This window comes from Paraburkholderia sp. (genome assembly GCF_024281035.1).
Taxonomy (GTDB): domain Bacteria; phylum Pseudomonadota; class Gammaproteobacteria; order Burkholderiales; family Burkholderiaceae; genus Paraburkholderia.
The window spans coordinates 43407-55922 of sequence record NZ_JAMXLH010000005.1 but is presented as its reverse complement, the minus strand read 5'-3'; the positions used below and the strand labels follow the sequence as shown (position 1 = coordinate 55922).

Annotated in this window: 10 protein-coding genes; 7 read left to right on the top strand and 3 right to left on the bottom strand. The window is 64.3% G+C overall.

Annotated elements, in window-relative coordinates; genetic code table 11:
* The first annotated feature begins 86 nt into the window (after nt 1-86).
* From Q0L30_RS01135 to Q0L30_RS01120, 4 genes are all read left to right on the top strand, one after another.
* Nucleotides 87-746: a response regulator gene (locus Q0L30_RS01135; protein ID WP_296650055.1), complete on the top strand. Its 660-nt coding sequence runs from the start codon at nt 87-89 to the stop codon at nt 744-746.
* Nucleotides 743-2206 carry an ATP-binding protein gene (locus Q0L30_RS01130; protein ID WP_296650053.1) on the top strand — a complete coding sequence of 488 codons (1464 nt, stop codon included), beginning with the start codon at nt 743-745 and terminating at the stop codon, nt 2204-2206. Before Q0L30_RS01135 ends, Q0L30_RS01130 begins: the two co-directional genes overlap by 4 nt.
* An 81-nt stretch (nt 2207-2287) precedes the next feature.
* Nucleotides 2288-2815 carry a cytochrome b gene (locus Q0L30_RS01125; protein WP_296650051.1) on the top strand — a complete coding sequence of 176 codons (528 nt, stop codon included), beginning with the start codon at nt 2288-2290 and terminating at the stop codon, nt 2813-2815.
* 350 nt (nt 2816-3165) lie between these two features.
* The gene (locus Q0L30_RS01120) at nt 3166-3738 is read left to right on the top strand and encodes a cytochrome b/b6 domain-containing protein (RefSeq protein WP_296650049.1); all 573 of its coding nucleotides are present in this window, start codon (nt 3166-3168) and stop codon (nt 3736-3738) included.
* 14 nt (nt 3739-3752) lie between these two features.
* Here the strand turns inward: Q0L30_RS01120 and Q0L30_RS01115 are convergent, their stop codons facing one another.
* Complete coding sequence (locus Q0L30_RS01115) at nt 3753-4385, bottom strand: phosphatase PAP2 family protein (protein WP_296650047.1); 633 nt, start codon at nt 4383-4385, stop codon at nt 3753-3755.
* A 710-nt stretch (nt 4386-5095) separates the two neighbouring features.
* Between Q0L30_RS01115 and Q0L30_RS01110 the strand changes: the two genes are divergently transcribed.
* The gene (locus Q0L30_RS01110) at nt 5096-7339 is read left to right on the top strand and encodes an NADP-dependent isocitrate dehydrogenase (RefSeq protein ID WP_296650045.1); all 2244 of its coding nucleotides are present in this window, start codon (nt 5096-5098) and stop codon (nt 7337-7339) included.
* A 128-nt stretch (nt 7340-7467) separates the two neighbouring features.
* On the opposite strand, the gene Q0L30_RS01105 is transcribed toward Q0L30_RS01110, so the two are convergent.
* Entirely contained in the window at nt 7468-8949 is a 1482-nt protein-coding gene (locus Q0L30_RS01105; RefSeq protein WP_296650043.1) for an MDR family MFS transporter, read from the bottom strand.
* 394 nt (nt 8950-9343) lie between these two features.
* On the bottom strand, nt 9344-9559 hold the full coding sequence (locus tag Q0L30_RS01100) for a hypothetical protein (protein WP_296650041.1): 216 nt from the start codon (nt 9557-9559) through the stop codon (nt 9344-9346).
* Nucleotides 9560-10004: 445 nt separating this feature from the next.
* Here Q0L30_RS01100 and hpnI point away from each other — a divergent pair, with 445 nt between their 5' ends.
* Together hpnI and Q0L30_RS01090 are read left to right on the top strand one after the other, a co-directional pair.
* Complete coding sequence (gene hpnI / locus Q0L30_RS01095) at nt 10005-11279, top strand: bacteriohopanetetrol glucosamine biosynthesis glycosyltransferase HpnI (protein WP_296650151.1); 1275 nt, start codon at nt 10005-10007, stop codon at nt 11277-11279.
* A 61-nt stretch (nt 11280-11340) separates the two neighbouring features.
* The gene (locus tag Q0L30_RS01090; RefSeq protein ID WP_296650039.1) at nt 11341-12369 is read left to right on the top strand and encodes a lysylphosphatidylglycerol synthase domain-containing protein; all 1029 of its coding nucleotides are present in this window, start codon (nt 11341-11343) and stop codon (nt 12367-12369) included.
* Nucleotides 12370-12516: the final 147 nt, after the last annotated feature.

The window sequence follows — 12516 nt, the reverse complement described above, 5'->3', positions numbered from 1 at the left end:
GCATACAATCACAAACAACGCAAAACCGCCATTACCGGCATGAATATTTCCGGGGCGCCCCCGAAGCAACGCGATGTCACTTGTCCATGAAAATTCTCCTCGTTGAAGACGACGACCTGATTGGCAGCGGTGTGGAAATCAGCTTGCGCCAGGCCGGGTACGACGTCGAGTGGTTACGCGACGGGCGCGACGCCGCCATCGCGCTCGCCACGACGCGCTACGCGCTGCTCGTGCTGGATCTTGGCTTGCCGGGCCGGTCGGGGAACGATCTCCTTCGCTCGCTGCGTGAAGCGGGCGACACCCTCCCTGTGCTCGTTCTGACCGCGCGCGGCACGGTCGCAGACCGCGTCCGGGGCCTCGACGCCGGCGCGGACGACTACCTCGCCAAGCCCTTCGAGCTTTCCGAAATGCTCGCACGCTGCCGCGCGCTCGTGCGGCGTTCGCAAGGCCGCAGCGGCGAGCCGCTCGTCTGGCGCGACTTTAAAGTCGATCTGACCACCCATACCGTCACGCGCAACGAGAGCCGCATCTCGCTCACGTCCAAAGAGTGGTCCATCCTGGTTCAGCTCCTCACGCATCAGGGCATGCCGCAATCGCGCACGCGTCTTGAAGAGCAGCTTTACGGCTGGCAGGAAGGCGTCGAGAGCAATGCGATCGAAGTGCACGTTTCGAACCTGCGAAAGAAGCTTGGCACGGAGTTGATCCGCACCGTTCGCGGCATTGGTTACGTTATCGAAAAACCATGATGTCGCGCTCGATACGCCATCGCCTTTCGTTGACGGTGCTGTCCTGCGTCTGCATCGTCTGGATCGTGGCGGTATTCGGCAGCTTCCGGCATGCCTCGAACGAGGTGCAGCAATGGGAGGATGCGCGGCTTGTCGAATACGCCTCGCTCATCATCCGCTTCGATCGCGCGGATCTGCACCGGTTCGCGGATATTCCCCTCAATGTGCAGATCGAGCTCGCGAAACCGGACGACCAGGGAATTGCCGAATCCGATAGCGACGTGCTGCCACGACGCGTGCTCTTCGAGGTGCTCGACGCAACCGGCAGCACGCTCGCATCCAACATCCCGCAGGACGACGCCACGCAGGACGCGTGGACCGGCGTGCGGCCGCAGCCCTGGACCGCGGACATCGACGGCACCGCGTGGCGCCTCTACGCGCTGCACGACGATGCCACCGGCCGGACGGTGCGGGTGATGGTGGCATCCAACACGGGCAGCGACTTCGCGGTCGGCACGGCCTGGCAAATCGTCTGGCCGGTACTCGCCGCCCTGCCTGTGCTTGCAGCGCTGCTCTGGTATGCGATCGGTCGCAGCCTCACGCCGCTCAAGACGCTGTCCACCACGATCCGCGCTCGCGACGCCGATTCGCTCGAACCCATCGGCATCGCCGCCGTACCGGCCGAGGTGCGGACCCTCGTCGACGCCATCAATCGCTTGCTGTCGCAACTAAGGCAATCGATCGTGCGCGAGCGCGCATTCACATCCGACGCCGCGCACGAATTGAAGACCCCGCTCGCGGCCATCAAGATCCAGGCACAGGTCGCACTGGCCGCGAACGATCCGTCGATTCAGCAGCTCGCCATGCAGCGCGTCGTTCAGGGCGTCGACCGCAGCGCCCGCCTCGCCGAGCAGTTGCTCCTGCTCGCCCGGCTCGACGAGTACGAGCGCATTCCAGCCAGCGCCGTGATGACGGGCGAACTGATGGACGAGGCCGTCGCCCGTCACGCTGCGAACGCGCGCGAGAAGTCGATCGCGATTGCGGTCAAGCGCGAGGGCGCGCGGGCCATTCACGCCGACCCGGTGCTCATCGCCATCCTGCTCGACAACCTGCTCGACAATGCCGTCAAATACGGCACGCCCGAAGGGCACATCGAGATATCGCTGTTCACGCGCGACGCGATGCAATGTCTTGCCGTTCGTGACGATGGACCCGGGGTGAGCGATGCCGAGCGCGCACGGCTTACCGGACGCTTCTATCGCGGCGACGCTGTGCAATCGCCTGGCAGCGGACTCGGACTGTCGATCGTCGAACGCATCGCGCAGTACTTCAACGGAACCGTGCAATTCGAAACGGGCCTCGATGGCCGGGGCCTTGCGGTGATCGTCGAATTCCCCGCGGCGGCGGACAACCTTGACGATGCGCAAAGTGCCCCGATTCACAACGGCGAATACGCGCACCGCGAGAAACTGCCTCCTTAATTAAAACTTAAGTGTCTCTGTGTAGGATCGGAGCCTTCAGTCGAAGCCGACAATCAAGCACCTCCTTCTACCGGGACCGCCATGCAAGCCACTTCACGATACGACGCCGTCTCACGTTTTTTACACTGGCTCGTCGTTGCACTGGTCAGCGCGCAGTTCGTCATCGGCTGGACGATGCCGGACGTGCATCGCGACACACAACCGGTCGGACTGATCGCCTGGCATCTGATTGTCGGCACCGCGTTGCTGGCCGCGATGGCGTGCCGCGTTGTCTGGCGCGCGACGCATCGGCCGCCTGAAGAAGCGTCCTCGCACGCCTTGCGCGCAGTGTCCGGGCTCACGCATTTCGCTCTTTACGCGCTGCTGGTCGTCATCCCGCTGCTTGGCTGGATCAATGCTTCGTCGCGCACCTGGAGCGTGAGCCTGCTTGGCGCTATCCCGCTTCCCGCGCTCTCGTCCGCCGGTTCGTCGTTCGGTCATGCGATGGGCGACGTGCATGGCACGCTGGCGTGGGCACTGTTCACGTTGATCTGCCTGCATGTCGGCGCGGCCCTGCTGCATCGGTTCGTCCTTCGCGACCGTGTGCTGCAGCGGATGACGCCGTGGTGACCCATTCGTCGTGACCCATTCGCGGTGACCTGTTCGTTGTGCGCCATCGAACGGCCCGATCCGCCAGCGACGATAGCAAACCCATCCACACGATAAACACAACAAACAGCCGGTTGCCGATTCCACGTCCACCGCACCAGGGCCGGCGCCGAGGGACCACCGTTACTGCCGCCGCGCGCGTCCGCGTGGACGCGTCGCCCTCCGGCCCGATCAAAAGCGCTCGAGGTCCAACTACGACATGGCGCATCGAGAAATCGAGGTCTAATATGGTGACCCGATTGCGCGCCGCGAGGTCTGCACTCACGCAGATGCCCTTTTGACGCGCGGCTGACCGGAAAGGAGGCAGCATCATGGTGAAAGGCTCCGGCACGCGCTACGGTGCGATTGCGCAATTCTTCCACTGGTGTACTGCAATCCTTGTCCTCGTGGCCTTCATTTACGGGCCCGGCGGCCCCGAACAGCGCGTGTACTCGTCCGTGCACGAGTTCGACCGGCGGCTTCACGAGACGTTAGGACTGTGCGTGTTCGCGCTTGCCGTCATCCGTTTGCTGTGGCGGGCTTTCGATACGCGCCCCGCGGCTCCGGACGGTCCACGCTGGATGGGTGTGCTGGCAACCGTCGTCCAGTGGCTGCTCTATCTGCTGCTCCTTGCACTTCCGCTGACCGCCATTACCGGCGCGTGGCTCCAGGGGCATCCTCTGACGCTCGTCGCCGGAATCGAAATTTCTCCGCTATTCGCAGCATCACATGGTGCGGGCGCAACCTTCGCATCGGTCCACGGGTGGCTCGGCGACCTGATCATGTGGCTGGCCGGACTGCACGCGCTCGCGGCGCTTTTCCACCATATCGTCCTTAAAGACGACGTCCTGACCACCATGCTGCCGCGCTGGTTTCCGGCAGGGCGCACAAAATCCGGCCGATAAATCCCGCACGCCGCTCAGAACCGCTTCGAAAATCCAACGGTCAGGCCGTGCGGAAGGATCTGGACGAACAAGGGTGTGTTGAACGTAGTGGACACGTAACCCACCGCCGTGCCCAGCGCCCAACCGGCGAGGACGTCGGTTTGCCAGTGCGCCTGCGCCTTCATGCGCGCCACCGCGTCATAGGCGGGCAGCAGTTCGAGGGCCCAGACCCAGGGGTAGCGCCGCCCGTAGTTGACGATGAACGGCGTGACGAAGCTCGCCTGCAGCGTGACTTCTCCGCTCGGGAAGCTGTCGCCGCCCTTCACGAACCACGCGCCCGGCCCCCGTCCGCTATTGGGACGCTCACGGCGAAACGCGTACTTCATGCCCTGCGCGGCAACTGCCGATATCGCCACGGAATCCACCGTTTGCCAGAACGTGTGACCGAGTTCGGTGTCGTTGCCGAGCCAGAGTGCGCCGCCCGCCGTGACGGCAACGGCCGAATACTCGATGGCGAGCTGGACGTTCCGGTTCCAGATGCCGCTCTGGTCGTACGCCCATACATGATCGAAACCAGCGTGCGCCGCGATGCTGACGACGCTCAACGCTGCCGGGGCGATCAGCCGTGTGCTGATGCGACTCAAGAATGCCGATGACCTGGTGGACATGTTCACCCACCCTTTCGTTGCGCATTGCTTGTGAACCAACGATCGCCGCAACGACTCACGCCATGGCGGCGATTACCTGTGACCGGTGTTTGTTTGCCGTGCAGGCCCGCCCGTTCGCGATGAACGCGCGCACGTTCAGGTTGTAGTGTGGGTATGCGTGCGCACAGCTTGTCGCGGCAATAAGCGGCCGCGGCTGTGCTGTCCCTTCGAGTGCCCGAGCCCGGGCTCCGGTGCCTTTCCTACTCTACTGCCGACGCCTGAAGAAAAGATTAAGCCGGCTTTTCAATATGTTTTCGCCGCGAGGCCGAGCGACGTGCGACGTGCGATTGATTCGGTGCATTCGTTCCGGCGAGGTCTCTGCCGCGCCGCACCCGGATCGATCCGGCTTGACAACCTCGCGCCCCGCCGATCCGCAAAAGCACGCTCGTTCGATATCGAAACGATCGATCCCCCGATCGTGAATTCGCGGCAGCGTGCACGCGCTCACCTACACTCGTCTGCTCCCAGCTCCGACAGGCAACGCGCGCGCCTTCGTCCCCCTATTTCGGGTCGAAATTGTTAAAAAACTGCGATATCGCATCCCACCATGTGAAATTTTCCGGCGGCTCGGCCCCGCCGAGCCCCAAAATCAGGCAAAATCCTCTTGTTTACGCCGACTGTGCGCAGCCGGTGGTGTTCCCAACCCGTTTTTGGACCCCGCCAAGAAGCCGATGAGTACTCAGCAACCCACGATCATTTACACCCTGACTGATGAAGCGCCGCTGCTCGCCACCAGCGCGTTTCTGCCCATCATCCGCACCTTCGCTGCGCCGGCCGGCGTGAACGTCGAGACCAGCGATATCTCGGTGGCGACCCGTATTCTCGGAGAGTTTCCCGAATTCCTGACGGAAGAACAGCGCGTGCCGGACAATCTGGCCGCGCTCGGCCGTCTGACGCAGCTGCCGGACACGAACATCATCAAGCTGCCGAACATCAGCGCATCGGTGCCGCAGCTCATCGCCGCGATCAAGGAGCTGCAGGGCAAGGGCTACAAGATCCCCGACTATCCGGAAGATCCGAAGAACGACGAAGAGAAGGCGATCCAGAAGCGCTACTCGAAGTGCCTCGGCAGCGCCGTGAACCCGGTGCTGCGCGAAGGCAATTCGGACCGCCGCGCGCCGGCCGCCGTCAAGAACTACGCGCGCAAGCACCCGCACAGCATGGGCGAGTGGAGCATGGCTTCGCGCACTCACGTCGCGCACATGAAGCACGGCGACTTCTATCACGGCGAAAAGTCGATCACGCTCGACAAGGCGCGTGAAGTCCGCATGGAACTCGTCACGAAGAGCGGCGAGACGATCGTGCTGAAGCCGAAGCTCTCGCTGCTCGACGGCGAAATCATCGACAGCATGTTCATGAGCAAGAAGGCCCTGGTGGCGTTCTACGAAGAGCAGATGGAAGACGCGCGCAAGACCGGCGTCATGCTCTCGCTGCACGTGAAGGCGACCATGATGAAGGTTTCGCACCCCATCGTGTTCGGCCACGCGGTCAAGGTGTTCTACAAGGACGCGTTCGCGAAGCACGCCAAGCTCTTCGAAGAGCTCGGCGTGAACGTCAATAACGGCATGGTCGATCTGTACACGAAGATCGAAACGCTGCCGGAATCGAAGCGCGAAGAAGTGATCCGCGATCTGCACGCGTGCCACGAGCACCGTCCGTCGCTCGCGATGGTCGACTCGGCCAAGGGCATCTCGAACCTGCACGCGCCGAACGACGTGATCGTCGACGCCTCGATGCCCGCGATGATCCGCGCCGGCGGCAAGATGTGGGGCGCCGACGGCCGTCCGGCCGACACGAAGTGCCTGATTCCCGAAAGCACGTTCGCGCGCATCTACCAGGAAATCATCAACTTCTGCAAGACCAACGGCGCATTCGACCCGCGCACGATGGGCACGGTGCCGAACGTCGGCCTGATGGCGCAGAAGGCCGAAGAGTACGGTTCGCACGACAAGACCTTCGAAATCACGCAAGACGGCACGGCGCGCGTCGTCGACAACGCCACGGGCGAAGTCCTCGAAGCGCTCACGCAGGAAGTCGAGCAGGGCGACATCTGGCGCACGTGCCTCGTGAAGGACGCGCCGATCCGCGACTGGGTCAAGCTCGCCGTCGCGCGCGCGAAGAACTCGGGCACGCCGGTCGTGTTCTGGCTCGACCCGTATCGTCCGCACGAAAACGAACTGATCAAGAAGGTCGAAACGTACCTGAAGGATTACGACCTGACCGGCCTCGACATCCAGATCATGTCGCAGGTCCGCGCGATGCGTTACACGCTCGAGCGCGTGATCCGCGGTCTCGACACGATCTCGGCCACCGGCAACATCCTGCGCGACTACCTGACCGACCTGTTCCCGATCATGGAACTCGGCACGAGCGCGAAGATGCTGTCGATCGTTCCGCTGATGGCGGGCGGCGGCATGTACGAAACGGGCGCGGGCGGTTCGGCGCCGAAGCATGTCCAGCAACTGGTTCAGGAAGACCACCTGCGCTGGGATTCGCTCGGCGAATTCCTCGCGCTGGCCGTGTCGCTGGAAGACCTCGGCATCAAGACGAACAACGCGAAGGCGAAGCTGCTCGCGAAGACGCTCGACGCCGCCACCGGCAAGCTGCTCGACAACAGCAAGGGTCCGTCGCCGAAGACCGGCGAGCTGGACAACCGCGGCAGCCAGTTCTACCTGGCGATGTACTGGGCGCAAGAGCTGGCCGCGCAGAAGGACGAGCCGGCACTGGCCGCTCACTTCGCACCGCTCGCGAAGGCGCTGGCCGACAACGAAGCGGCCATCGTCGCGGAATTTGCGGCCGTGCAGGGCAAGCCGGTCGATATCGGCGGCTACTACCAGCCGGACTTCGCGAAGCTCACCGCTGTGATGCGTCCGAGCAAGACGTTCAACGCCGCGCTCGAAGCGGCTGCGAAGTAAGCATCGTTCGTAGCGGGGACCGCGCAAGCGGCCCTCGCTTCATCGAAACATGCGAAACGCCCTTGCGGTTAAAACCGCAAGGGCGATTTTCTTTTATGCGTGTGAGTTGTGTCGTGCGATGCGTGCAGCTAGATCGCTTCGCTCGCGGACACCTGATGCCGCGCGCTCAGCTTGAACGGCGGCACGAACAGCAAGGACACGACCACGGCCAGCGCAATCGCCATCAGCGCGAGAAACGTCAGGTGCAGCGATTGATGCAGCGCGAGCCGGATCGACAGATCGCCCGCCACGTGCCCGCCCGGCGCGTCGAGCACGTGGCGCAGCGCATCGGCGCCACCGGCCGGAAGATACGGCGTATGGCGCAGCCCGAAATTGAGCACCGCGCCGAACAACGTCGCGCCCAGCGTGCTGCCCAGATTGCGCGAGAAGAGGTTCGACGCCGTGGCGCTGCCGCGCTCCGAAGGACTGACGATCTCCTGGATCAGCACGAGCGAGCACACGCTCGACGTGCCCATGCCCAGCCCCATCACGAGCGAGCCGACCGCCGCCACGACCGGCGAGCTGTGCGGATTGAGCAACACGAACGCGATGGCGCCGAGCGGCATGAAGAAGCTCCCGCCGACCAGCACGCGGCGCAGCCCGACACGGTGGAACGTGCGCGCGGCGAGCGTCGCACCCGCCGGCCAGCCGACCATCATCATGGTCAACGCCAGCCCCGCCACCACGGGCGAGCGTTCAAGCACGCCCTGGACGTACATCGGCAGGAAGGTCGTGAGCCCCATCAGCACCATCCCGCAGAAGAGCGTCGCGGCGTTGGCCGCGGCGATGGGCCGGTGTGTCCACAGCGCAAACGAGATCATGGGCTCCGCGGCGCGCCGCTCCTGCCACACGAAAAGCGCCCCGCACACGAGAAAAAGCGCGAATTCGAACACCGCGCGCGAATTGTCGGCGGCGCCCGCATCGGTGAGCGCCATCATCAGTGCGCCGATTGCCACGGTAAAGAGCGCAGCCCCCGCAAGATCGATGGATGGCCGCGTATGGCGCTCGTGCTCGTGCAGAAACGCGATGAATCCCGCCGCGGACACAATGCCGATCGGCACGTTCATCCAGAAGATCCACGACCACGAGAACGCGTGAATGATGAATCCGCCCGCAATCGGGCCGAGCACGGCCGAGATCGCCCACACGCTCGCGATCCAGCCCTGTACCTTGCCGCGCTCGTGGACCGGAAAGAGATCGCCGACGATGGTGACCGTAATCGGCTGGATCGCGCCCGCGCCTATGCCCTGAATCAGACGGAAAACGATCATCGCGGTCATCGACCCGGCGTAACCGGCGAGCACCGAGCCGAGCAGGAAGATCGCGATACCCGCGAGCACGACGGGTTTGCGCCCGTAAAGATCGGCGAGCTTGCCGAACACCACCGTCATGGCGGTCTGCGCGAGCAGGAACGACGAGAACACCCAGCTATAAAGGCGCAGGCCGCCGAGTTGCGTGACGATCTGCGGCATCGCGGTGGAAACGATGGTGGCTTCGATCGCAACCATGGCGCTAGCGGCCATGACGGACGCGACGACGAGCGGACGAGAGGTTTTCGGATGCGGTGACATGGGTGAATTCGTGAGAAAGCGTGCCGACCGCCGCGCATGCGCAAGCACGCTGCCTCACCGCGCTACTGCGACGGGTGGCCGCACGGCCGGAAGCGCGATTATGGCCTGTTTGCGGCCGGCGCGCCGATGTCCGGCACGGCACGAGCGACACGCGCATCACGATACGCGTTTTCGCTTCGAACGCGGCGCGCCGACCGGTGTGGACGGACAACCCATATCAGGCAACCTCAATCCGATTGCCGATTGCCGATGTGGCACGCGGCGGAATCGGAATTGCATGAACGCGCTCATTTAATGAGGAATACGAATATGGCGCCCGCTATTGACGTTGGCTTCCGACGCTTGCTGCCCTGATCGCATTCATACACGGGCGCGCATCAGCTTAAGGTTTTCTTCATGTTCGATCGTTATGATCGCCCCACGGTTTGCGCGCGACCTCATACTTGCGAAGTTGCACGGCAATCATCTTGAAGGTCATCCGCAGGCGCCTCGAAAGACGGACCAGGCGTTTATCCTGGTGCGGCGCATTGAAGCGGATCTCAATGTGAAGCCGTCGACTATCGAACCGTGCCGCGCAGAGTTGTTTATCGCCTTCGCGTTGCACGTTCATGCGCGTTCATGCACGTTCAAACGCGTCAGCGTGGTTGCGGTTATCGGTTGCGCCCGCATCGTCTTCGCAGGCTCGCGCATCGAGCGTCTCGCAACGCAATCGCCAGCCGGCAGGCCCGCCTCGCGGGTTCGCAGCAACGCACCGCGGTGCTCTTCGAGCACGGTTCGCGGCGCGTCCGCTTGTTCGTTCGTGTCCGATTCAATCGGCAGACGAGCGATCCGGCGCTATACTGGTGCGCCTGTGCGAATCCGGTCACGTTAGACCCCTAAGCGTCATATCAGCGTCAATGCTGACCCCTATACTCCCGGCCGGTTCGCGACACGCGTCACGGGGGCATTCCTCACATGAAATGGTTGCATCAGCAGGTTTCGTTCCACGGCAGCGCCGGTTTCGCTGTCCGGGCCAGTTTTGCGCAACGCCGTACCCTCTGCCGGCGCGACGCATGATGGACGTCACACGCGCGAGAAAACGCAAGGGACAGGCAGGCGCTGCGCGCGTGGCCTTGTTGATCGCACCCGTCGCCGCACTCGCGCTTTGGGCTGTGTCACCGCTCTCACTCCAGCAATTGGCACAGCCGCTACTCAAGCTGCTCGCATTCGTCTGCGCGGCGGCGGCGGCGCTCGGTATCGCCTACTGCTGCGTCGCGAGCGTGATGGTGCGCCGCTTCTTCGCGCAGCCCTGCCATGAGCCGACCCAGTGCCCCAGCGTCACCTTCGTGAAGCCGCTGCATGGCGACGAGTGGAATCTCATCGGCAACCTCACCACCTTTTTCGAGCAGGACTACGCCGGTCCCGTGCAGTATCTGTTCGGCGTTCACGACGCGGGCGATGCCGCGCTGCAAACCGTCGAGGCGCTGCGCGCGCGCTACCCGCAGGCGCACATTACGGTCGTGGCGGATTCGCGGCTCTACGGCCCGAATCGAAAGATCGCCAATCTCGTCAACATGCTCGAACGCGCCGAACACGACGTGCTGTGTTTCGCGGACAGCGACGTCACCGTCGAGCGCGACTATCTGCGTCATGTCGTCGGCGCGCTGGAGCAGCCGGGCGTCGGGCTCGTCACCTGCGTCTATCGCGGGCTGTGCGCGCCGGGCTTCTGGCCGCGCGCCGCGGCGGCATTGACGAATTATCAGTTCCTGCCGGGCGTCGTGACCGGTCTCGCCATCGGGCTCGCCCGGCCCTGCTTCGGCCAGACCATTGCAATGACGCGCGCGACGCTCGAGCGCATTGGCGGGCTCGTGCAGTTCGCGCATCATCTCGCCGAAGATCACGCCCTTGGCGAAGCCGTGCGGCGCACAGGCGCGAGCGTGGCCATTCCGCCGTTCACGGTGCAGCACGCGTGCGTGGAAACCACCTTTGCGAAGCTCTTCACGCACGAACTGCGCTGGAGCCGCACGATCCGGGCCGCCGACCGCTCCGGCCATCTGAGCTCGACGCTGATGCATCCGTTCGCGCTCGCGCTCGTCGCCGTACTGGCCTCGGGCGGCGCGCCGGCCGCCGCTGCGCTCGCACTGGCCGCGCTGCTCGCGCGCGCCGCGCTCAAATGGCAGACGGACCGCGCAATCGGCGAACGCTGCCGCGGATTGTGGCTGCTGCCGATGTGGGATATCGTGCAGTTCATGATTTTTGCCGCCAGCTTCTGGTCTTCGCGCGTGGTCTGGCGCGGCTTCAGTTTCAGCGTGGACGGCGACGGCCTGCTCTCGCCGCTGCACGACGACTGAGCGACGATCAAGCGAAGACTGACCGACGAATGAACACCACACGCGTGGCGGAACTCCACTCATGAAACACCTTGGACGCCTGGCGGCCCTGCTTGGCCTTGCAATCGCCGCCTGGCTCGTCTGGCGCGACCATCCCGAAACGATCTTTCGCCTTCTGCAAGGCGCGGGCGCGGGCCTCCTGCTCGCCGCGGCGGCACACATCCTGCCGATGCTCGCCAACGCGTGGGACTGGCGCACGCTGATCCGTCCGGCGCAGCGCCCCACCTTCCTGACGATGCTGCGGCTCGTGTGGATCCGCGAATCGATCAACTCGCTCCTGCCGGTTGCGCGCATCGGCGGCGAACTGGTTTCCTTCCGGCTGCTCGGCCGCCTCGGCGTACGGCCCGCAACGGCGGCGGCGAGCCTCGTCGTCGACATGCAGCTCTCGCTCATCAGCCAGTTCGTGTTCGCGCTCGTGGCGGTCGGCTTTCTGCTCGAACAGGCATCGTCGGATACGGCGCGCGTGGCCGGACAGATCGCGTGGGGCGTTGCGGCGCTCGCGCCCGTCCTGCTGCTGTTCGCGCTCGTTCAGCACGCCAGGCCATTCGAGCGCGCCGCACGCACGCTCAATCACGTCACGAGCGGCAAGGTTTATGAGCTCGTCGGCAAATCGGCGCGGATCGACCAGTCGGTCAAGCTCATCTGGCGGCAGACCGGCGTCATCGTGCGTTATCTGCTGATCTGGCAGACGCTGCAGTGCCTCGGTTACGCACTCGAAATCTGGATTGCGCTGTACGTCCTCGGCGCGAATCCGACCTTCGCGCAGGCCTTCGTGATCGAAGCGCTGATCCAGATCGTGAGCAGTGTCGCGTTCCTGGTGCCGGGCGGCCTGGGCGTTCAGGAGGGCGGCTTCGTGCTGATCGGCGGGCTGATGGGTTTCGATGCGCCGACCTGTCTCGCGCTCGCGGGTACGCGGCGTGTCCGCGATCTGCTGTTTTACGTGCCCGGCCTCCTCGCCTGGCAGTTCGCCGAGTCCGGTCCGCGACGCGCCAGGGCCCACGCACGCCCGCGCGTCGACATGAGCAGCGCAAGCAGCGAACGCGCGCCATAATCGCCCCCCGGCGCCACGTCGGCCCCGCCAGCGCCGCACGATGGCGTCCCGCGCGACCCAAACTCTAAAAACACACAAATAGTGGGATCGCGCGCGCTGCATATGGGTAAAACAGCGGGCGGCATAACGGCGACGTATCGGCGATTA